This window comes from Planctomycetota bacterium, from assembly GCA_038746835.1.
Lineage (GTDB): Bacteria > Planctomycetota > Phycisphaerae > Tepidisphaerales > Tepidisphaeraceae > JBCDKH01.
Genome location: JBCDKH010000045.1, coordinates 1 through 21,276 on the forward strand (window position 1 = coordinate 1; position 21,276 = coordinate 21,276).

The window sequence follows — 21,276 nt, forward strand, 5'->3', positions numbered from 1 at the left end:
GACCGCATCCGCTGAATCGACCGCCGAGGACGCTTCAACGGCCTGTTCGGCCCCATCTATCGCGGCGGCTTTGGCTGGATCGGGGTCGAACGTCACAACGTGCCACGCCCTTGAAGTGGCGAGGCTGGTGGCGATCGCACCGCCCATGTTGCCGCAGCCGAGGATGGCGACGGTGGGAGGCATGGGGCGGCTTCTCGGTTTTGCAGACAGGGCGGCTGAAGCCGCCCAGCCTCTTAGCCGCTAGAGGGCGTCAGCGTCCTTTTCGCCGGTGCGGATGCGGGTGGCGCTGGCAACGGGGAAGACGAAGATCTTGCCGTCGCCAACGCTGCCGGAGCGGGCGGCTTCGGTGATGGCGGCCACGACGGAATCGCTGCTCGATGCTGGCACGACGGCCTTGATCAGCACCTTGGGCAGGAAGCTGGCTTCGACCTTGGCTCCGCGGTAGGACTCGGTCTCGCCGAGCTGTCGGCCGTAGCCGCGGACGTCCATGACTGTCAGGCCGGTGACACCGACATTCTTGAGGGCCGCTTTGACGTCGGAGAGCTTTTCGGGCTTGATGATGGCCTCGATCATGTGCATCGGGATGCTCCTTGCTGGCGCTGGTGCTGCCGGCGGTGGTCGGCAGGATCGTCGCGCGTCGGCTTGGTCGGCCGAACGTGGTTCTTGTCAAACTCTAGCGACTCGTCCCGCTGACTGCCAAGGCGGGCGACGCTCTCGACGTAGGATGCCACGTCGCCGACCCGACGCGTCGGTCGACTGCCGTTGCGATGACGCCCGAAGACGACCATCCCGCCGCCTCGATGCACGGCCTCGACGTCGAGTCGCTGGTCGAGCTGAGTCGGCCCGCACCATCGCCGATGCTGGGGATCCTGCCGTTCGCGGGGCTCGGCTGCCTCGTGGCGGCGCTGGTGACGGCGACGGCGCTCCAGTCGCCGCTGGGCATGGGCATCGCGACGGGCTTTCTGCTGGGGAGTCTCGGCAGCACGTTCTACATGGCGCGGCTGGCTCAGTCCGCCCGTGACGAGCGACGGGCCGTGCGGAAGATCGACGAGCTGGTCACGCTGCGTCAGTGGTCGGACGCGGCGACGAGCGTTCGGCAGCTGATGAGCCGGCCGATGCGGCTGCTCGTGAGTCGCCGGGCGGCAGTGTCGTTGCTTGCTCGGATCACCAGTCGCTACGGCGACGAGGAGGCGGCGATCGAGCTGATGCGCGACCTGATCGACGATCCCGGCACCGATCCGTCGACGTCATTCGCTGCCCGCTGCAACTTAGCGGTGTTGCTGTTGAGGACCCATCGACTCGGCGAGGCCAACGACACGCTCGACCGTCTTCGTGGCGACATGCGTCGTATGCAGTCCAGCATCGCCCGCATGCGTCAGGCCGACGATGCATCGGTCGCGGAAGAGGAGCCGGAACTTAAGATCGACGACCTGCTCGATGCCGAAGACGGCGACGGCCCGCCGCAGGCCTCGGCAGATGTGCCGCCATCGCCCGAGTCGTTCGTCCCGGCTGCGTTGATCGTGGCAGAGATGTACCGGGACGTGCAGACAAATCACCACGAAGAAGCGATCGAGGCGTTCGAGCAACACCGGCCCTCACTCCAACGGCAGCTCGGCGTTCGGTTCAGCGACGCGCTTGCCCTTGCCTCGGCATCGGCAGAACGCGCCGGTCGCAGCGACGATGCGGCAGTCTGGTGGTCTGACGCGACCTGTCTCACGCCGGCGGCCGAGCTCCTGCGTCGATACCCCGAGCTGGCGGACGTCGCATCGCGCCACGAGGGCACGGTCATTCCGGCTCACCCGTTGGCTGGAGGTGGGGCATGACGCTGTCCGCGACGCCACCTGGTCTCGATGCGGGACGACTCGTGCGGTCGGCCGGGCAACGACTCGCGCTGGCTCGGGTGGCCGTCTTCGTGCTTGCGGGTCTGGTGTTGCTATCGCTGTTCGTGCCGCAGTTGCTCGGCAAGGACCGCATGGGTGACGTCGTCGGATTCGCGGGCCTGGCAGCAGCGGCGGTGTGGGTGTTGCTCGGTTTCAATGCTGCCCGGCAAGGCCGGCGTGTTCGCGAAGCTGCGGCGCTGGCGACGCTGGGCCGGAGTGACCTCGCCGAACAGCGGGCACTGGCGACACTCGAGGGCTTCTGCCTGCTGCGACCCGTGACGCTCGGCGCGGCCGTCGTCTTGGCCCGAGTGCGGCAGACGCAAGGCCGACACGCCGAGGCCGCGCGGTTGGCGGCGTTCGTGCTGAGCCGACGCGAACGCACGCTGACCGGCGGCAAGCGGACGATTCGTCTGCTTTTGGGCGAGTCGCTCCTGGCAGCTGGCGACCCGGCTGGGGCATCGACAGCCATCCGGCCGCTGTATTCGCCGTCTGGCGACAAGGACCAGCAGCTCGACCTCGACGAGGCCTTGCGTTTACTCTCGCTGCAGATCCGCCTCGACGCCGCAGCGGGCCAGTGGCAGTCGCTGTACAGCGCACTGCCGACCTCGATGCCGATGGTCGAGCTTCTGCCAAGCGGCGTTCAGGCGGATCTCCTGCGCGAGCTCGCGCGGGCGTCTCAGGCGTGCGGCGACGAAGCGTGGGCAACGTACCTCGAACGGCGCGCATCGCTGTTGACCACCAAGGAGTCGACATGACGCTGGCAACGCGTCGACTGCTGGCTGTCGTTCTGTCTCTCGTCGTGATTACGATGGTGTTTGCCAGTCTCGACGTCTGGTACAGCGCGGGCGTTTGGGCCCAGACCGCAGTTCGGCCGGACTCGGCCAAGTGGGTCTGGCGACTGCTGGCCGTCGCGGGCGTGGCGGCGGGGCAAGTGGTGCTGGCGCTGGGCGTGGTGCCGTGCGTGTTTCGTCGTGGTCGCGGCGAAGTCGCCTACGCAATCGGCGCGACGGCGGTCGTGCTCGCGTGCGGTGTCTCGGCGGGCGTCCTGGCGACACAGGCCTGGTGAGCGGACGTCGACGCTGGTTGCCCGTAAGCTGGCGTCGCGTGCGAGACCAAACCGACATGACGAGCCTCCGCGATGCCACTGCGCGCCGCGTCCTGACTCTGGCGGCCGCGGGTGCGGTCGCGATGCTGCTTGCCGGCTGCGGTGGAGGAGCCGACACGCCGCCGACGACCCAGCCGGTCGAGGCCGACGACGTCCTCGCTGTCTCGCCAACCACGCTGCCCGCGACACAGCCGACCACGGTCCCGGCGACGCTGCCCTCGACGACACCAGCGACACAGCCCACGACCCGCGCGACGACGCTGCCTGCTGAGGCCGACGTCGCTGCGACACGTCCGACCGAGCCGACGACCCAGCCCGCGGTCGTGGTCGACGACCCCGTCGTCGAGGCGATGCCCGACGAGCCGACGATCGACCTCCCGCCCGAGCCAGACGTCGAGCCGCTCGCAATCGAGGCCTTCCCGTTTGGTGACCTTCCCGGTGCCGACGCCGTCGAGGGCGACGCGGGCTCGGTTGCGATCGCGAACGTCATCAGCCAGATCGCCGCGGGCACGCTAGCGACGGCCGACTCGGTTCAGTCCGCACGTCAGGCCGAGGCACTGGCGGCCATGTCGGTGCGACTGGCACCGACGGACATTCGCCTCGCCCGCGAGCTGGTCGATGTCCGTCTGGCCGTCTCCGGCATCGAGCCGACGGTCGAGGCGCTGGACCACTATCGCCGGCTCGAGCCGTTCGATCGCCTCGCGCAGATCCGCTACATCGACCTCTCAGCCGAGCTTCTGGAAAGCGTCGACCAACGGCTGAGCTACTTCACGCGGCTTGTCGACTTGGAGTCGCTGCCGGAAGAGGTGCGCGCCCACGCTGCCGTCGCCGCAGCGACGATGCTGCGTGAACGCCTTCAAGATGCGAATGCCAGCGAGATGATCGCACGAGCCGTCGAGCTCGATCCGTTTAACCCACAGGCTCGGCTGCTGCAGTACGTCGAACGCACGAGCTTCGGTGCCGAGCGTGCCGAGATCGTCGAGTCGCTCGTCGGTCTGCTCCGGGCGAACGTCGCTCAGCCGATCTACCTGCAGGCCCTCGCTCGCGAGCTGTCATCGGCGGGTCTTGTCGACGAGGCCGCGCCGTTCTTTGCCGCGGCCGGGAGGGCATACGTCGCACAGGCGGCGGGCGTGCCGATCTCGCTGACAGCCGACCACACCGCTGCACTTGTCGCGGCAGCGAGACCTCGGGCCGCTCAGGCGGTTCTGCAGCAGGCGTCGCTGCCGCCGAACGTGCTGACTGACCCGGCGACCGCCGAAGCCGTCAGCACGCTCGAACTGCTCGCCGCGCTCATTACCAACACCGGCGGTGGCGACGGCGATCTGGTCGCCGCTCGGTTCAACGGCCGCCTTGCCGGCCTGCTCGCCGAGACGCCGCCTAGCGAGCCCGAGCCTGTCGACGAGCTGCCCGACGTCACCGCGGTCGCCTCGCAAGCCCTCGAAGCTGGGCCGCGCCAGGCAACCGTCGCCGCAGTCCTCCTTGCCGATCGTGCTTGGCTCGATCTCTACAACGGCCGCGCGACCGACGAGGCGCTCCTCGACGCCGTCGCGATGCTGGTGCCCGAGCAGAGTCCGGTCGTCACGCGACTCCGCGGCTGGCAGGCGTGGCGTAGCGATGACGTCACGTCCGCCCAGGAAAAGCTCGAAGCCGTCGCCGATGCCGATCCGCTGTCGGCGCTTGGCCTCTTGCTGATCCGACGCGAGGCCGGCGAGGACGTGCTGACCGACGCACGCCAGCTTCTGAACGACACGCCCTCGGGACTGGCAGCCGCGACCATTGCCGACGCGTTCGACAGCGACGGTCTTGCCGTCGGTGCAGGTGCTGCCGCGGGCGACATTCGCGCGGCGATCGACGAGTTCCCGCTGCGACTGCTGGACTTGATCGATCCGTCCAATTCGCGTCGGTTCTACTCGCTGGCTGCCCGGCCCGAGAAGGTGTCGCACCAATACGGCGAGCCGATGCTCATCCGCATCACGCTCCGCAACATCGGCCCCGATCCAATCACCATCGGCCCGGTCGGGCTTCTGTCGGACGAGATTCGCCTCGATGCCGGCGTTCGCGGCCTCATCCAGCAACGCGTCCCCGCAGCCGCGACGAGTCGGTGGTCAGGACGCACGCGACTCGACCGTGGTGAGCGACTTCAGCAGACCGTCCGCCTCGACGGCCCGCAGCTCGCGACGCTCCTGGCGAGCAATCCGCTCGTCAAGCTGACGATGTTCGGCGACGTCGTGACCAATCCCGTGACCGTCATGGTCCCGCCGCAGGACGATCCTGACGGGGAGCCGCGCCCGGCCTTTGCCGTCGCCGCCGGCGGCCAGCTCGTCGGCTTCCAGCAGGTTGTCGACCGCGTGGGCCTGCCAATCGACCTGGCGAATCCAGCCATCGTCGGGCAGATGCAGCGACGCCTAGCCCAGCTTCGCGACGGCAACCCGGAGGAGCGCGTTCGCGCGGCCGACGCCACCTTCGCCCAACTCGGCTGGCTCGGCGGACACGTGCAACGCCTGCAAACCGACGGCGGCTCTGCCGAGGAGATCGAGGCGTGGCGACAGCTCGCCGGCTCCATGTCCGACGCGCTGCGTCGCGCAGCCGTGACCAGTGACGAGACGGTCGCCGGCCCACAAGGCATCGCCTCGGCCTGGGTTCGCTTCCGAGCCGCCGCGACGACGGCACCCGAGGGCCGGGTCGCACTGATCGCCCCGGCGACGCGATCTCCCGAGCCGGCTGCCCGGATGGTCGCGTTGCTCGGCCTGTCCGTCTTGGCCGTCGATGATCCGCAGTCGATGCTGCTCATCGAGGCGGCTGGCGACGACGAGGATCCGACCGTCCGGCGCTTTGCGATGGCGACTTTGCGTCTGATGCAGGAGAGGCCGGCCGACCCCGAGTGATCGCGTCGTTTCTACAATGCTACGTCGTTTCGCTACGCTGACGGCATCAGCGGCACGAAACGTGAAAAGCCCTCGTTCAGCGCAGACTTCGCACGGTTCTTCCTGCGGGGCCTCGGAACGCTGCTGCCGACGATCCTGACGATCGGCGTGATCTTCTGGATCTTTGACTTTCTCTGGAACGCACTCGGCTGGTATCTGATCGAGTTGGTGAAACGCTCCTGGTGGCTCGCGGCAGAGGGTGGCTATGCGGACCCGACCAATGCGACCAACATCCGCAGGCACTTTGAAACGGCCTGGTACACCAAGCCGCTGGGCGTCGCGATGGCGCTGGTGCTGATCTACCTGGTCGGCCTGCTGGTCGGCAACTTCCTCGGCCGGGCGTTTTATCGCGGGCTGGAGCGTCTGGTGCTCGCGATCCCGGTCGTTCGCGCGCTCTACCCGATCTTCAAGCAGATCACCGAGTTCGTCCTGGCCGATCGCGAGAAGCAGTTTGCCGGCAGCCGCGTTGTCGCGGTTCGGCCGCACAGTCGCGGCATCTGGTCGATCGCACTCGTCACCGGCGGCGGCATGAAACCCCTGGACGAGATCGGCGACGGAGAGACGCTCACCGTCTTCGTCCCGAGCAGTCCCACGGCTTTCAGCGGCTACGTCATGGTCGTCCCGCGGTCCGAGGTGGTCGAGCTGCCCATGAGCGTCGAAGAAGCGATGCGCTACCTCGTCAGCGGCGGCGTCGTGCGGGTAGATCCGGAGAGCAGAAAGGGCAAGGGCAAACGGAAAATGGCCAAGGCTCAGGACCCAGAGGAACTGCCCGCATCGGAGGCTGCTCCACCGTCCCTTCTCCCCCAACCCTCCGACGTGTAGACTGTCATCCGCCCGGTCGCACGGAAGCCGCCGGCGGCACAACGAATCCAGGAGACCACCAATGCACGTTCTCATCACGACCCGTCACATCGAAGCTTCTCCCGAGCAAAAGGCGTACGCGGAGCAGAAGGCCAACAAGCTCTTGACCTTCTACGACCGCATCCAGGAGATCGAGGTGGTCATCGAGGAGGCTCAGCCCGTCGGCTTCCACATCGAAATGCTCGTCAACGCCGAGCACAACAACAACTTCGTCGCCAACAGCCGAAGCGACAAGATCGAGAAGTGCGTCGACGAGTGCTATCAGAAGCTCGAGCGTCAGCTGACCGAGCACAAGGAGCGGCACCGCAACCGCAAGCACACCGGTGCCGGCGAGTCGATCCGCCACCAGCCGGTCTGATCTCCAACTCACGCGACACGCGATGATCCAACTCAACGGCCTGTTCACGCGTGACTCGATCGTCGTCGACCTCGACGCCGAGGATCGCGATGCGGCAACCGCCGAACTCGTCCACAAGCTCGTCGACGCCGGCCGGCTCTCCGCCGATGCCGCCGTCGATGTGCTGGCAGCGCTGACGGAGCGCGAAAAGCAAGGCAGCACCGGCTTCGGCAAAGGCGTGGCCGTCCCGCACGCCAAGCACGCGGTCGTCCCCGAGATGATGGGTGCGATCGGCGTGAGCAAGGCCGGCATCGACTTCAACAGCCTCGACGCCAAGCCCGTCCGCACGATCGTGCTGCTCCTGTCACCGGCCGATCGAAGTCGCGAGCACCTGGACGCAATGCAGACGGTGTTCAAAGTGCTGCAGCAGGATTTGCTGCGTCGCGACCTCGCCGAGGCGACGAGCGTCGACGCGGTCCTGCACGTGCTGCGGCAGGCCGACGGAGTCCCGGCGTGATCGAACGCGAGGTGACCGTCCTCAACGCCAACGGCCTGCACGCACGGCCCGCCATGCAGGTCGTCGAATGCGCCAACGCCTTCGAGTCCGACGTGACCATCGTGCGCCCGAAAGGCGATGATGAGGCTGGCATCGAAGACGGCGCCGAGGCCGACGCTGGCAGCGTCATGCAGGTCATCACGCTCGCCGCACAGAAGGGGACGGTGCTGGTGCTCAAGGTCGATGGGCCAGACGAGGCTGATGCGGTCGAAAGCCTTTGCGCTCTCTTCGACTCGAAGTTCGGCGAAGACGAGTGACAGAGGTCCGGCACAGTCCCGAAAGTTCGGCAAGTGCAGGTCACCTAGCGTCGCGGCATGCCCGGAATGACTGACTTGTCGCACCTTCCCAATCCGCTTTCGCATCGCAAAGCCGACCACGATGTGCTGCCGATTTTCGTGGAGCGTTGGAGCCCGCGTGCGATGTCGGGCGAGGCCTTGTCAGACAGCGACATCCACCGCATCTTCGAGGCCGGCCGATGGGCACCGTCAACGTACAACGAGCAGGAGTGGCGTTTCCTCCTGGCCAAGCGCGACACGGCTCACTTTGACGTTTTCATGAGCTGCCTGGTCGAGGCGAACCAGGCCTGGTGCAAACACGCGGGCCTGCTCGTGGTGGTCACGAGTCACACGACGTTCTCGCAAAACGGCAAGGCGAATCCGGTCCACACCTTCGACGCTGGGCTCGCGACGCAGAACATGCTGCTCCAGGCCGCATCGATGGGCCTCGTCGGCCACGCGATGGCGGGCTACGACGGAGCGGCCGTTCGCGAGAAACTCAAGGTGCCGACCGACGTGTCGATCGACGTCATGATCGCATTCGGAAAGCCGGGTGATCCCGACGCGCAGCTTCCCGAGGCGTACGCGAAGATGGACAAAACCCCCAGCGGTCGACGACCGATCAGCGACTCGATCCGCGAGGGTGGTTGGTCGTTTTGAAGCGCTCGGAGGGATCCTGCTCCCGATTCGTTTAGCGGTGAGCGCTAGCGAGCCTTCCGGCGCAAAGGCTCGCTGGCGCTCGCCGCTAAGCGAGACTCTCGCTAGTTTGCAACGGTGTCACGACCGGTCATCGCGTACCACCTCATCCTGACCTGCTACGGATTCTGGCTCCCGAACGACGAGCGCGGAAGTGGGTCGACGGAGGTTCGAGCAAAGCACCTGCGACCGTTCGGTTCCGCCAATGCAGATCGTGCGGATGGTGTCCGGAGCGTCGCAAATCGAGAGCTCGATCGTGAGAAAGCGAAAGCTGCGAAGGCGGCGCTCAAGTGGCCACCGGTTAAGCTCGACGGTCGCCAGGCGCTAGGGGTCGCGAATGGCATGTCGCGAAGGCTGGAGCAGGACGAGGTGGAATGCTTCGCATTCGCGGTGATGCCGGACCATTTGCACTGCGTGATCAGTCGTGGCGAGCGGTCAGCCGAGCAGATGATGACTCGACTCAAAGCCGCAGCGACGTGGCAGTTGATCGAGGAAGATCGACACCCGCTGGCGGAGTTTGCAGAGCCTGGCAAGCGACCTCCAAAGGTCTTCGCGAAGAGCGGGCGCAAACGCTTCCTCTTCACTGCTGCAGACGTCGAACGAACTGTTCTGTACGTCAACAAGAACCCCGTGAAAGCTGGATTACCTCCACAGAACTGGGGATTTATTGCAACCTACCAGGGTTAGCGGTGAGCGCTAGCGAGCCTCTCTGGGCTCGACCAAAGGTTCGCTGACGCTCACCGCTAAGCGGACGTTTGCGCTTTTGCCTGGCGCCGGCGCAGTTCCGCGTCGATGAAGGGTTGGAGCTCCCCGCGGTCGAGGACGGATTCGACGTTGCCGGTTTCCACGCCGGTGCGGAGGTCTTTGACGCGGCGGTCGTCGAGGACGTAGTTGCGGATCTGGTTGCCCCAGGCGATTTGCCCCTTGTCGCCATAGAGCTCCTTGAGTTCCGCGTCGCGTTCGGCCTGCTGCATCATCGCGATGCGACCCTGCAGCAGGCTCAACGCCATCTTGCGGTTCTGCTGCTGGCTCTTGTGAACGCTGGCGACGACCTGGATGCCCGTCGGCTTGTGCGTCATGCGGACGGCGGTCGCGACCTTGTTGACGTTCTGTCCGCCGGGACCCGATGAGCGCGCGAAGGGCTCGATTTCGAGGTCGACGTCTGGAATGTCGACGTCGCCTTCGTCGTCGAATTCCGGCACCACGTCGACGCCGGCGAAGGACGTCTGCCGTTTGTTGTTCGCGTTGTAAGGCGAGAGGCGAACGAGGCGATGCACGCCGGCCTCGGCCTTGAGGTAGCCAAACGCGTAGGGCCCTTCGATGCGCAAGCTCACCGACTTCAGCCCGGCCTGATCGCCTTCCTGACGGTCGGTCTCTTCAACCTTGAAACCGGTCTTCTCGAAGTAGTAGAGGTACATTCGCAGGAGCATCTCGACGAAGTCCTGCGCGTCCGTCCCGCCGGTGCCGGCCTGGATGGTTACGAAGGCATTGCGCGGATCGTTCTTGTCGCCGAGCAGTGCTTGCAGCTCGACCTTATCGCCCTGACGTTCCAGGTCGGTCAGCATCTGATCGGCCTCGGCAAGGGCTTCTGCCTGCTCACCGCCTTCGGATTCGTCTGCGAGCTCCTTCATCGCACGGACGTCCCCGACGCCCGCGATCATCGACTCGACGGGCTCGATGGTGGCTTTGATGCGCTTTACCTCGCCGACGACACCTTGTGCCGCAGCCGGGTCGTCCCAGAAGCCGGGCTCGCCCATCTTGGCTTCGAGCTTCGCGAGTTCCTCTTGCTTGCCCGCGACGTCAAAGAGAGTCACGGATGGTCAACATCCGCGCCGCCAGGGACTCGATCGAGTCCGCGAGGTTTTCGTGAGCCAAATCCGCCATTTCGACCGCACGCTAGGAACGCCCGTGCAAAGCCGCTAGTCCTTGGCGGCAAACACGACTTCGACCTCCACGGCGGCGTCCAGTGGCAGGCTTGAGCCACCCACCGCCGCGCGGGCGTGGCGGCCGGGTTCGCCGAAGATGTCGCCGAGGAGGTCGCTGGCACCGTTGGCGACTTTCGGGTGATCCGTGAAGTCCGGGCCTGCGTTCACGAAGACGCCCACGCGGACGACGCCTGTCAGTTCAGCGACGTGCGATGCTGCGGCGAGGGCGTTGAGGGCGCAAAGTTTCGCGGCCCCCGCAGCACCTTCGACGCTGATCGACTCGCCCACGCGGCCCGTGGCGACGAGTTGGCCGTCGCGCATCGGGAGCTGGCCGCTGGTGTAGACGGTGTGGCCGTGCTTCTTCGCCGGGATGTAGTTCGCGACGGGCTTCGCAGCGTCGGGGAGCGACAGGCCCAGATGTTCGAGTCGGCCGCGGAGTTCCACGAGATTCATGCCGAACGCTAAGCCGGCTCGCCGTGGCACAGTCGCACGACGCCGTCGCGCAACAGGTCGAGCAGCGCGAGGAGCGTAGCGATCCGCGTCGCTTTGCCCGGAATGTCCAACAGGTCGCCCAGGGACATCGGCCGGGCGTGGAGCCGGTCGAGCGTGCGCTCCTTGACAACCTCGATCGGTACAGTGTCCTCTTCGATGTCGAACCGCGGCGGCGTGCGATGTTCGAGGTCTTGGACGACCTTCACGTACACGTCCCGAATCAGGTCCGGTGTGAGGTGGTCGAGGTCGAACGTCTTCTCGCGCGGCCGATCGATGTTGCGAGCGATTCGGACGACGTGGCTTCGGGACGCTTCCTCGGCCATTTGCTCGAATTGCTCAGCCGCCTTGCGGAATCGGGCGTATTCGAGCAGCTGTTCCACCAGCCGATCGCCCGCGTCGTCGCTTGGCAAGTCGACCGGGCCGGGCTTCGGCAAAAGGGCGTTGCTCTTCATCTCGACCAGCGTCGCGGCGACGACAAGGGCCTCCCCGACGACATCGGGCTCGAGCGCGTCTTCGGCGATCCGCTGGGCGAACTCCTCCGCCACGTCGAGGAGCGAAACCTTCACCAGCGGCAGCTCGCGCTTTCGGACGAGGTGCAGCAGCAGGTCGAGCGGGCCGTCGAAGTGCTCCGTCGACACCCGCGGCAGATCGTGAGCGGTTCCCAGCACGTCGCGCGTGACGGTAACGAACGGGGCTCCGAGTTGCTCATCGGAGCCGATTGCGAATCATGACCCGATGCCCGGCGACGCCGACGACATCCAGACGTTCGCCGCTGGCGTGATCGAAGCCGAGGCACAGGCGGTCACGTCGATGGCGGCCGCGGTCCGGACGGAGGCGTTCGTCGCGTCGGTCCAGGCCATCGTCGCTTGCGACGCGGCGATCGTGACCAGCGGCGTCGGCAAGGCGGGGCACGTCGCCCGCAAGGTCGCCGCCACGTTCGCCAGCACCGGTTCGCCGTCGCATTTCCTGCTGCCCGGCGATGCCACCCACGGGGACCTCGGCAGTGTGCGTCCCGGCGACGTCGTCGTCCTCTTCAGCGCCAGTGGCGAGAGCGACGAACTCGTTCGCCTCGGCGCCCTCGTCAATGCCCTCGGCAACACGACGATCGCGATCTGCAGAGGCCCTGGCTCCTCGCTCGGCCGTGATGCGGACATCGTTGTGCCGCTCGGCGCGATCACCGAGGCCTGCCCGCTGCGGCTCGCCCCGTCCTGCAGCACGACGGCCATGCTCGCCCTCGGCGACGCGCTCGCCTTGTCCGTGATGCGGCAGCGCGACTTCAAGCCTGAAGACTTCGCCCGGTTCCACCCCGCCGGTGCACTCGGCCGGAAGCTGATGCGTGTCGGCGAGGCGATGACGTTCCGCCGCGACGACAACCTGCCGCTGGCCAATGCGTCGCAAAGTGTCGGCGATGTCCTTCGCGAAGTCAGCACCATCACCAGGCGGCCCGGCGCAATCCTCGTCGAAGGCGACGACGGCAAGCTCGCCGGCCTGTTCAGCGACGGCGACCTGCGACGGCTCATCGTCTCCGATGGCGACGCGGCGCTTTCCCGGCAGATCGGCGACGTCATGACGTCCAGCCCGCGGACCGTCCACGTCGATGCCGCCGTCAGCGAGGCCGTTGCACTCATGCAGCAGTTCCGCATCGACGAGCTGCCGGCCGTCGACGACGCCGGGCGTGCGATGGGTCTGATCGACGTGCAGGACCTGGTTGTGCTTCGACTTTTCGACGCAGCCGAGACGAGGAAGGAGCGGACGTGAGTCGCGGTCGACGTGCCGCCATCCGCGGGCTGCTCCTTGCGGCGGCGTCGCTGGGCGTCTTCGGCGGGGTGTACCTGCTCACGTCCGTCTTCCTGCCGGATCCGGCGCTCACGTCGAACGGTGCCGACGAGCTCGACCAGCTCCCGCAACCCGGCAAGACGCCCATCAACGACGGCATCGGACCCAGCGAAGAGGTCACGTTCCGCATCTTCGACCCCGACACCAACCAGCCGACGGCCGACGTCGAGATCGGCCGCTATCGGCGGACGGGCAAGACCACGGTCGAGCTCGAAGACGTCGTCGTGCGGCTCCGGGCTCAGGGCGGCGCGACGGTCATGGTCCAGAGCCCCGGCGGGACTGTCCGCGTCGACCCGCCGGCGGCAGGTCGGCAGCGGCAGGTCGACGCCGACGCCATCGCAGCGGCCGATCGTGCGCGGCTGTCGGACGTCACGATCCGCTGGTTCCCCGCCGAGGCCGACGGGCAATCGTCGCTGACGATGACGCTCGACAACCTGCTGTTCGACGCGGGTCGGCTGACGGTGGTGACCGACGACACGACGATCGACGGGCGAACGGTCCTCGGGCCGGACGTGCCGGTCGTCGTCCGGGGCGATGACCTCGACTTCGACGGGCGTGGCCTGCGGATCGACTGGGACCCCGTCGCGAGGCGGCCGTCGCTGGTCTTCGTCCCCGGCGGCGGCAGGGCGACGATCAAGACGAGGCCGGAGTTTCTGCCCGAGGGTCTGCTGCCTGGTGACGTGACCGAGACGACGTCTTTGAGGCCGATGCTGCGCGGGATTCAGCTCGCCCAGGCTTCGGGCTCGCTGCCGACGCCGCCATCCGACGAGGAGGCGGCCACGCCGTACGACTTTTCGGTGGCCGGCCCGATCCGCGCGACGCAGGCCGGCGTCGTTCTGCTGGAGGCGGCCGAGGCGACGGGTCAGCTTCCGCTGGCGGACGATGCCACCACGCCGACGGGCGAGGTCGTTGTCGTCGAGGAGCCCGAGGCACCTCCCTCGCCAGTTCCATCGACGCCTCGGACAACGGTCGCGCCGGCATCGGAGCCGACCTTCGAGCCGATCGTGCTGACGTGGCCGGGCGCACTGGAGCTTCGCACGCCGCCCGATGCCGAGCCCGTCTCGCGTGCAGAGTCGGAACTCGACCTGACTGCCGGCGGCGACATCGATCGCGTGCTCGTCCGGACAGCCACCGGCGTCGCCGACGCGGATCGCATTCGTTACGTCGGCACCGACGACCTGCTGACCGCCTTCGGGAGCGAGGCCTCGCCGGTCATTCTCCAGCAGGACGACGGCAGCCGACTCGTCGGCCCGCGCGTCGAAGTCCGACCCGAAGGCGGCATCGCATCGGTCCTCGGTGCCGGCGAGGCGAGGCTGCCGAGCGACGATGACCAGCCGCCGACCACGCTGGTCTGGTCGCGTCAGTGCGACTTCCTCTTCGATGCCGCCGGCGACGGCACGCTGGAACAGGTCGACGCCCGAGGCGACGTCCAGGTTCGCGACGACGCCCTCGACCTCGCCGCCGCTGCGCTCGTGGTCGACCTCGACGCCGATGGCGAGTTGAAGGCGGCTCGCGCGACAGGCAATGTCGACGCCACTCTCCGCGGCGACACGCCGGCCCGACTCAGAGCCGCTCGAATCTGGCTCGACCAGCAGCGTCGTGGCCTCGCGATCGAGGCCGAAAACAACGTCATCGTCGATCGTGAGGACGGCACCGTCGAAGGCGACCGTCTCGAAGCGCTGGTGGTTACCGAAGGCGAGGAGACCACGCTCTCGTCCCTTCGGATCGACGGCAGCGTCACGCTCGTCGATGCCGCGGGCCGCATCCTGCGTGGCGATCGGGCGACGCTCGCTGGCGAGGACGAGCCGGTCGTCGTCTCGTCGCAGGATCCGCGTGGCGTCACACTCGAAATCCCGATGTCGCGAGGCGACGACGATCCGGCAGACGGACCGCCTGCGCTGCTGGCGGGTGAGACGATGGTCCTCGACCAGGCCGACGAGTCGCTGACGGTCCAGGGTGCCGGCGACCTGACGCAGCCTGTTACCGACACCACGGAAAGGCGTCTCACGTGGACCGGCGTCTTCACCGCGACCGAAAAACGGCTCGACGTCTCCGGCGACGTCCGAGCCTCCGGCCCGTCGTCAGCTGGGCCCGACGCGGCCGATCTGTTGCTGACCTCGCTCGAGGCCGCGGTACTGCTCGACGACGCGGGCGAGCCCGACGAGGTCCGAGCCAGCGGCACCGTTCGCCTGACGGCCGAAGAGCGCGACGCCGACCAGGTCGTCGCGTCCTTCGACCTGCGGGCTGACCAGGTGACCGCCCGGCCGCAGGACGAGGTGATCGACGTCTCCGTGCCGGGCCGAATCCTGGTCCGTGAGCTGCGCGAACCGGAAGACGACGACGGCTTTCGCGGCGTCGTGGCGTTGGAGTGGCAGGAGCGACTCCGCTACGAAGCCGAGACGCGTCAGGCCCGCGCGACCGGTGCCGTCGTCGTCGCCGCCGAGCCGATCGACGCCCCGGCCTTCCGGATCGACACCGACACGCTCGTCGCCACCGTCACCGCCGACGAGCCGCAGCAGTTCGACTCAGCCGTCGCTCGCGGCAACGTCCGGCTGACCAGCACGTCGACTACGCTCGATGCCGGCGAGCTGACCTACTCGGCGGCGACGAACGAGGTCACCGCGACCGGCGACAACGATCGGCCGGTCCGCGTCTTCGATGCCGACGGAAGGCCGGCTGGGCAGTTCCGTGTCACGGTCTATGACGTGGCGACGGGCCGGATCGTCCGTGTCGAAGACCTCGTCGCCGGCGGCTGAGGCACAGCGGTTGCGACGCGATCGGCATGAGCCAGGCGCTGCCGATCGATCACGTCGCTGTTCCCTCGAATGACATCGCCAGGAGCGTGTCGCACTACGTCGAGTCGTTCGGTGTGGTCGTGCTGTACCAGGACGAGACCTGGGCCTTCCTGAAAATGGGCGACGTGAAGCTCGCCCTCGTGACGCCGTCGCAGCACCCGCCGCACGTCGCTTTGCGAGTCGACGAGGCCACGCTCAGCCGTCACGCCGAGGCTGCGGGCGTCGACATCGACTCGCATCGCGACGGCACGCGCGGCATCTACCTCCGCGATCCCGACGGCAACGCCGTCGAGCTGATCTGCTACCCGGCCGGCAAGACCGTCTACGACGAGAAGGGCTGAACCACGACGAACGGGCCGCATCCTGCTACAACGTTGGAATGAATACCGCTCTGATAATCATCCTCGTGCTCGTCGGCATCGTCGTGCTCATCGGCCTGGTGGTCGTGTTCTGGGGCATCGGGACGTACAACAAGCTCGTTTCGCTCCGCGAGGGCGTCCGCAACGGCTGGAGCCAGATCGAGGTGCTCCTCAAGCGTCGCCACGACCTGATCCCCAACCTGGTCGAGACCGTCAAGGGCTACGCCTCGCACGAGTCCGAGACCCTCGAGGCCGTCATCGCCGCGCGCAACGGCGCTGTCGCCGCGAACAGCGTCGAGAGTCAGGGCCAAGCCGAAGGTGCCCTGAGCGGTGCCCTGCGGCAACTCTTCGCCGTCGCCGAGAGCTACCCCGACCTCAAGGCCAACCAGAACTTCAGCGAGCTCCAGACGGAGCTGGCCAACACCGAGAACGGCATCGCCGGTCAGCGTCAGGGGTACAACAACACGGTCAAGACCTACAACGAGACCGTCCAGCAGGTCCCAGCGAACTTCATCGCCGGACCGTTCGGGTTCACGAAGAAGCCGTTCTTCGAGGTGACGACCGAAGCGGAACGCGAAGCCCCGAGCGTCAAGTTCTGAGACGCACTCATCCAAGTCCGAGCAACGGTGACGATGTGGTAGCCGCGACCTTACAGGTCGCGGTTTGTTTCATTGCGACACACGATCAAACCGCGGGCTGTAAGCCCGCGGCTACCGCGCAACTTGGAACTTGAAAGCCTCAGCGGCTCGGTCGGATCACTTCCATGATGGCCTGCGTCTTGACGACCATCTGGAACTCGTCGAACAGGTGGAAGCTCTGGACCAGGAGCTCGCCGGCGCGACGCTCGATGTCGAGGGCTCCCAGGAATCGCCCGCGGCCTTCCGCTTCGTCGGCGGGGACTTCGGTCCACATCAGCTCGCGCTTCTGGGCGTAGTCGAGGATCTCGCGTCGCGTGGCGTCGTAGAGCGTGCCGGAAAGCTGCTCCTCCTGCGTCGAGATCATGTAGCGAATGTTTTCGTGCGTCTCGGCCTCGTGGCACCGCTCGCCACGGCAGGGGACCTCTTCGATGAGCCCGTTGTTGGGCTTGTTCTCTCCGCCGTTGAGGACGATCTCGGTGAGGTGGCTGCCGCCGGCGTCGAACTCGACGAGGTGGCCGCCGTCGATGAGGTGAACGTTGGCCGAGTAGGCCTTGCGATCGACGGTCATCGATCGATGTCGACGAAACAGTTCTGGGTGGACCGGGTTGCTGTACAGCAGCAGGTTGAGGGCGAACTGTTTGCGCTGCTTCGTGCGTTGGCTCATCGTGTTGTCCTGGACTCTTCCTGAAGTGCCACGAACGACGTCAAAGTGTCCGCAGCTCCGTATCGATGATGAGGCTCCATCCGTAGAGCCTCGTGAATCGTCGCAACGCCTCTGGTGGTCGGCCGTCCAAAGGGCGGCTGAAACCCACCTCCTTTTACCAAAAGGCGATGCGGTTCGAGAGATGGTAAGCGGAAGCCCACGCAAACGCCATGAAAATCTGGACTTCCGGCAACGTCCGAGAATGAGTGTGCGTCATGCTGACGTGGCCCGACAGATCGTCACAAAATTGCGGCGTTGTACGCGATGTGACACCCCACCGCCAGGCCAAAGCCACGCGTCAGGAACACCACGCCCAGCCACACGCCCGCAAGCGCCCGGAAGATGAACGACGGCCACTCAAACGGCTCCTGCGTCAGCGGCAGATAGTGATGCCCGGCGAACGCCAGACTCGTCACGACGACGGCCGCGGCAAGCGTGATCTTCCGTGCCCGCTCGTCGTGCCCGAGCACCAGGCCGACCAGGACGTCGACCACCGCGAAGCCGGCCATTCGAAACACCAGCTCCTCGAAGATGCCCGCCTCGATCGCGACCAGCCAGCCCTGACCGGTGCCGGTCGACAGCAGGTTCTGGCTCGGGAACAGCACCAGCGACATCGCCACCAACGGCAACGCAAGCACCGCCGACTCCGCCGCCATCGCAGGCAACAGCCGCTTCCGCAGACGCCATCGCTGACCCGCGAAGACGTGCGCGACGAGCGGCGCTAGCACCGCCGCCATCGCCAGGAGCACGGCGATCTCGCCCGGGCTGAGTCGCTGGATGGTCGTTGCGGTCCAGTGGACGATCAACACGCCCGTCGTCGGCCGATCCGCGTCGCTGAACCACAGCCCCGCGTGGAGCACCACGACCGCGACCAGCACGAACGCCGCCGCCGCCAGCGGTCGGCGGCTCTGGACGAGGTAGGGCTCGCGCGGTTCGACGTCGGCCAACACGTGCGCATCGACCGCTGCCGGGCAGGCTCATGAGTCCCGCGTGATGCCCAGCTCGTCGAGCGCCTCCACGATCTGCGGCATCGGCAGGCCCACCACATTCGACAGCTCGCCGATGATCTCCTCGACGAACGGATCGTCCCCGCCGGGCGTGTCCTGAATGCCGTAAGCCCCGGCCTTGCCCTGCCAGAGGTCGGTGTCGAGGAACGCCTCCAGTTCCGCGTCCGACACGTCGCGCATGACGATGTCGCTGCGGACGATCCCGTCGAGCCGGCGTCCGTCGTCACAGCGGACGATCGCGTAGCCGGTGACCACGCCGTGCAACGTGCCGACGAGCGACTTCAGGATGCGTCTTGCGTCGTCGCGATCGATGGGCTTGCCGATGACCTCGCCGGCTTGCCCTCGGCAGATCGTGTCGGCGGCGAGGACGACCACAGGCTTGCCACGATGACGCCCCGCGACGACCTCGGCCTTGGCCAAGGCAAGGTGCCGCGCCAGCTCGCGCGGCTCAACGCCTTGGGCCAACCCCTGTTCGTCCACGTCCGCCGGCTCGATGTCGAACGCGTAGCCGGCTTCGGACAACAGCTCCGCGCGGCGAGGCGAGGCACTGGCGAGCACGAGCTTCAGCGTCGACATTCCCGCGAGATTAGGGCTTCTCCAGCGTGGTGCGATACCCTCCCGCAATGGAACCAACTGCTGAGGAGAAGCCAGCCGTCACGAGCGACAAACCGTGCGACAACAAGTACGTCCGAAGCTGGGCCGACAAGGTGCTGGCCCACGTCGCGCCCGATGAGGTCGTCTGGTGCGACGGCAGCGACGAGCAGCAACAGCAGTTCTTCGCCCGAGGCATCGCCGAAGGCATCTTCATCCAGCTCAACCAGGAGAAGCTCCCCGGCTGCTACCTCCACCGCAGCGACCCCAACGACGTCGCCCGCACCGAGAAGAGCACCTTCATCTGCACGCCCGACGAAGACGCAGCCGGCCCGACCAACAACTGGATGAAGGACCAGGACGCGTACGCGATGCTGCGTCCCAAGTTCGAGGGGTGCATGAAGGGCCGCACCGCCTACGTCATCCCGTTCGTCATGGGACCCATCGGCAGCCCGCTGGCGAAGGTCGGCGTGCAGATCACCGACAGCGTCTACGTCGCGGCGAGCATGAAGCTCATGACCCGCATGGGCCAAGTCGCCTGGGACGAGCTGGGCGACTCGCGCGAGTTCACCAAGTGCGTCCACTCCATCGGCACGCTCGACCCGGCGGACCGGTACATCTGCCACTTCCCGTACGACAACACCATCTGGTCCTACGGCAGCGGCTACGGCGGCAACGCGCTCCTGGGCAAGAAGTGCATGGCCCTCCGCATCGCCAGCTTCCTCGGCAAACGCCAGGGCTGGATGGCCGAGCACATGCTGATCCTGGGGGCCGAAGGTCCCGACAACAACGGCGGCCGGGAGAAGACCTACGTCGCCGCCGCCTTCCCCAGCTCCTGCGGCAAGACGAACTTCGCCATGCTCGTCCCGCCCAAGAAGTACCTCGACGACGGGTGGAAGGTCACCACCGTCGGCGATGACATCGCATGGATGTGGGTCGACGAAACGTCAGGCCGGCTAAGGGCGATCAACCCCGAGGCCGGCTACTTCGGCGTGGTGCCGGGGACGAACGACAAGTCCAACCCCAACGCCGCCGCGATGATCCAGAAGAACACCATCTTCACCAACGTCGCGCTCCTGGCCGACGGCGACGTCTGGTGGGAAGGCAAGACCAAGAAGCCGCCCAAGGAGTGCCTCGACTGGCGCGGCAACCGCTGGACGCCCAGCAGCCCCGACCCCGCCGCCCACCCCAACTCGCGGTTCACCGTGCCGATGGAGAACAACCCCGTCCTCGACCCCGCGGCCGACGATCCGCACGGCGTCGAGGTCTCGGCCATCATGTTCGGCGGACGACGCAGCAACACGATTCCCCTCGTTTATCAGGCATTTAACTGGGTTCACGGCGTTTACTGCGGCGCGACCCTCGGCTCCGAAGGCACCGCCGCCGCGGAGAATGCCGTCGGCGAGGTGCGTCGCGATCCCATGGCCATGCTGCCGTTCGTGGGGTACAACATGCGCGACTACCTCGTCCACTGGTTCCGCATGCGGAAGCAGATGACGGACTGCCCGCGCATCTTCGCCGTCAACTGGTTCCGCCGCGACGACGAGGGGAACTTCATGTGGCCTGGTTTTGGGGAAAACATGCGGGTTTTGAAGTGGATCATCGACCGCTGCAAGGGCCGGGCTTACGCGTACGAGGCGCCGCTGGGCTGGATGCCCAAGCCGGAGAACATCGACCTGGACGACCTGCCCGAGGTCAACGCCGCCGACTTCCGGGCGCTGGAGCGGGTCGACGTCGAGGCCTTCAAGCACGAGATCCTGGGCCAGGAGGAGCTGCTCCTGAAGCTCGCCGGCGACCTGCCCAAGGAGATTATCTTCCAGCGCGAGCTGCTCATCAGCCGCATGTGAGGTGGTCGGCGAGTGGGGTCGACGGGTGGGGAAAATGGCCCACTTAGAGCGCGCACCACGCGGTGCGCCCGCGGCCGAGTTGGTCACCGCCGAGTACCGGCCGAGACCCCGCGCCGCCCTCGCCAACACCGCGGCCGCGCCAACTCCCACCCGCCGGCCTCCGTACGGCGACCACAGTCGCCGGGTGACCCATCGCCGAGGTCCGTTTGCACCAGCACCCACCGTCAATCTGTCCTCCCGGCCGCCGCCGCGCGGCGCGGACCGTCGATGGCGTCCCTCGCCGCGGATCGGCCGTGCAACGACGTGACAACGTCGTGCTTTCCGCCCCGACACGACGTTGACACGTGGTGGCACAAGACGCTGAACCTCCGCGGACGTACAGCAACGAAGGAACCCCGACCGATTGCCAAGGTAGCTGCGGGGCTACGGCCCGCAGTCCGGACGACCGA

At 66.9% G+C, this 21,276-nt stretch carries 23 protein-coding genes; 15 read left to right on the forward strand and 8 right to left on the reverse strand.

Annotated features, from left to right (window positions below; translation table 11 throughout):
* The coding region (locus AAGI46_06575) for an NAD(P)-binding domain-containing protein (GenBank protein ID MEM1011870.1) at positions 1 to 183 on the reverse strand (183 nt) is incomplete at its 3' end.
* A 57-nt stretch (positions 184 to 240) separates the two neighbouring features.
* Entirely contained in the window at positions 241 to 579 is a 339-nt protein-coding gene (locus tag AAGI46_06580) for a P-II family nitrogen regulator (protein ID MEM1011871.1), read from the reverse strand.
* 188 nt (positions 580 to 767) lie between these two features.
* Between AAGI46_06580 and AAGI46_06585 the strand changes: the two genes are divergently transcribed.
* The 10 genes from AAGI46_06585 to AAGI46_06630 all read left to right on the forward strand — a co-directional run bounded on the left by AAGI46_06585 (position 768) and on the right by AAGI46_06630 (position 9,321).
* Entirely contained in the window at positions 768 to 1,823 is a 1,056-nt protein-coding gene (locus AAGI46_06585; protein ID MEM1011872.1) for a hypothetical protein, read from the forward strand.
* Positions 1,820 to 2,635: a hypothetical protein gene (locus AAGI46_06590; GenBank protein ID MEM1011873.1), complete on the forward strand. Its 816-nt coding sequence runs from the start codon at positions 1,820 to 1,822 to the stop codon at positions 2,633 to 2,635. The genes AAGI46_06585 and AAGI46_06590 overlap by 4 nt, the downstream gene beginning before the upstream one ends.
* Positions 2,632 to 2,946, forward strand: coding sequence for a hypothetical protein (locus AAGI46_06595; GenBank protein ID MEM1011874.1), 315 nt, complete (start codon positions 2,632 to 2,634; stop codon positions 2,944 to 2,946). The genes AAGI46_06590 and AAGI46_06595 overlap by 4 nt, the downstream gene beginning before the upstream one ends.
* Positions 2,947 to 2,984: 38 nt before the next feature.
* Positions 2,985 to 5,870, forward strand: a complete 2,886-nt coding sequence (locus AAGI46_06600; GenBank protein MEM1011875.1) for a hypothetical protein — start codon at positions 2,985 to 2,987, stop codon at positions 5,868 to 5,870.
* A 147-nt stretch (positions 5,871 to 6,017) separates the two neighbouring features.
* Positions 6,018 to 6,731: a DUF502 domain-containing protein gene (locus AAGI46_06605; protein ID MEM1011876.1), complete on the forward strand. Its 714-nt coding sequence runs from the start codon at positions 6,018 to 6,020 to the stop codon at positions 6,729 to 6,731.
* A gap of 61 nt (positions 6,732 to 6,792) precedes the next feature.
* Complete coding sequence (raiA, locus tag AAGI46_06610; protein MEM1011877.1) at positions 6,793 to 7,128, forward strand: ribosome-associated translation inhibitor RaiA; 336 nt, start codon at positions 6,793 to 6,795, stop codon at positions 7,126 to 7,128.
* A gap of 22 nt (positions 7,129 to 7,150) precedes the next feature.
* Positions 7,151 to 7,624 carry a PTS sugar transporter subunit IIA gene (locus tag AAGI46_06615; GenBank protein ID MEM1011878.1) on the forward strand — a complete coding sequence of 158 codons (474 nt, stop codon included), beginning with the start codon at positions 7,151 to 7,153 and terminating at the stop codon, positions 7,622 to 7,624.
* Positions 7,621 to 7,920 (forward strand): HPr family phosphocarrier protein, encoded by a 300-nt coding sequence (locus tag AAGI46_06620; protein MEM1011879.1) that lies wholly within the window; start codon positions 7,621 to 7,623, stop codon positions 7,918 to 7,920. The genes AAGI46_06615 and AAGI46_06620 overlap by 4 nt, the downstream gene beginning before the upstream one ends.
* 57 nt (positions 7,921 to 7,977) lie before the next feature.
* Positions 7,978 to 8,598: a nitroreductase family protein gene (locus AAGI46_06625; GenBank protein MEM1011880.1), complete on the forward strand. Its 621-nt coding sequence runs from the start codon at positions 7,978 to 7,980 to the stop codon at positions 8,596 to 8,598.
* A 378-nt stretch (positions 8,599 to 8,976) separates the two neighbouring features.
* The gene (locus AAGI46_06630; GenBank protein MEM1011881.1) at positions 8,977 to 9,321 is read left to right on the forward strand and encodes a hypothetical protein; all 345 of its coding nucleotides are present in this window, start codon (positions 8,977 to 8,979) and stop codon (positions 9,319 to 9,321) included.
* A gap of 56 nt (positions 9,322 to 9,377) precedes the next feature.
* Here AAGI46_06630 and prfB read toward each other — a convergent pair.
* The 3 genes from prfB to AAGI46_06645 all read right to left on the reverse strand — a co-directional run bounded on the left by prfB (position 9,378) and on the right by AAGI46_06645 (position 11,719).
* A protein-coding gene (gene prfB / locus AAGI46_06635; GenBank protein MEM1011882.1) for a peptide chain release factor 2 occupies positions 9,378 to 10,518 on the reverse strand; the annotation gives its coding sequence in 2 pieces (ribosomal slippage) (positions 9,378 to 10,436 and positions 10,438 to 10,518; 1,140 coding nt in all).
* Positions 10,519 to 10,553: 35 nt separating this feature from the next.
* Complete coding sequence (locus tag AAGI46_06640) at positions 10,554 to 11,012, reverse strand: RidA family protein (GenBank protein MEM1011883.1); 459 nt, start codon at positions 11,010 to 11,012, stop codon at positions 10,554 to 10,556.
* Positions 11,013 to 11,020: 8 nt separating this feature from the next.
* Positions 11,021 to 11,719, reverse strand: coding sequence for a segregation/condensation protein A (locus AAGI46_06645; GenBank protein MEM1011884.1), 699 nt, complete (start codon positions 11,717 to 11,719; stop codon positions 11,021 to 11,023).
* A 67-nt stretch (positions 11,720 to 11,786) separates the two neighbouring features.
* Between AAGI46_06645 and AAGI46_06650 the strand changes: the two genes are divergently transcribed.
* Genes AAGI46_06650 through AAGI46_06665 form a run of 4 tightly spaced genes read left to right on the forward strand, consistent with a single transcriptional unit; the run spans position 11,787 to position 16,640 of the window.
* A complete protein-coding gene (locus AAGI46_06650) occupies positions 11,787 to 12,809 on the forward strand; it encodes a KpsF/GutQ family sugar-phosphate isomerase (protein ID MEM1011885.1) in 1,023 nt (340 codons plus the stop codon).
* Complete coding sequence (locus AAGI46_06655) at positions 12,806 to 15,643, forward strand: hypothetical protein (protein ID MEM1011886.1); 2,838 nt, start codon at positions 12,806 to 12,808, stop codon at positions 15,641 to 15,643. Before AAGI46_06650 ends, AAGI46_06655 begins: the two co-directional genes overlap by 4 nt.
* Positions 15,644 to 15,669: 26 nt before the next feature.
* A complete protein-coding gene (locus AAGI46_06660; GenBank protein MEM1011887.1) occupies positions 15,670 to 16,023 on the forward strand; it encodes a VOC family protein in 354 nt (117 codons plus the stop codon).
* 38 nt (positions 16,024 to 16,061) lie between these two features.
* On the forward strand, positions 16,062 to 16,640 hold the full coding sequence (locus tag AAGI46_06665) for a LemA family protein (protein MEM1011888.1): 579 nt from the start codon (positions 16,062 to 16,064) through the stop codon (positions 16,638 to 16,640).
* Positions 16,641 to 16,779: 139 nt separating this feature from the next.
* On the opposite strand, the gene AAGI46_06670 is transcribed toward AAGI46_06665, so the two are convergent.
* The 3 genes from AAGI46_06670 to AAGI46_06680 all read right to left on the reverse strand — a co-directional run bounded on the left by AAGI46_06670 (position 16,780) and on the right by AAGI46_06680 (position 18,965).
* Positions 16,780 to 17,343, reverse strand: a complete 564-nt coding sequence (locus AAGI46_06670; protein ID MEM1011889.1) for a DUF2617 family protein — start codon at positions 17,341 to 17,343, stop codon at positions 16,780 to 16,782.
* Between the two features lie 278 nt (positions 17,344 to 17,621).
* The gene (locus tag AAGI46_06675) at positions 17,622 to 18,329 is read right to left on the reverse strand and encodes a CPBP family intramembrane glutamic endopeptidase (GenBank protein ID MEM1011890.1); all 708 of its coding nucleotides are present in this window, start codon (positions 18,327 to 18,329) and stop codon (positions 17,622 to 17,624) included.
* 30 nt (positions 18,330 to 18,359) lie between these two features.
* Positions 18,360 to 18,965, reverse strand: a complete 606-nt coding sequence (locus AAGI46_06680) for a nucleoside triphosphate pyrophosphatase (GenBank protein ID MEM1011891.1) — start codon at positions 18,963 to 18,965, stop codon at positions 18,360 to 18,362.
* Between the two features lie 47 nt (positions 18,966 to 19,012).
* Between AAGI46_06680 and AAGI46_06685 the strand changes: the two genes are divergently transcribed.
* A complete protein-coding gene (locus AAGI46_06685) occupies positions 19,013 to 20,827 on the forward strand; it encodes a phosphoenolpyruvate carboxykinase (GTP) (GenBank protein ID MEM1011892.1) in 1,815 nt (604 codons plus the stop codon).
* Positions 20,828 to 21,276: the final 449 nt, after the last annotated feature.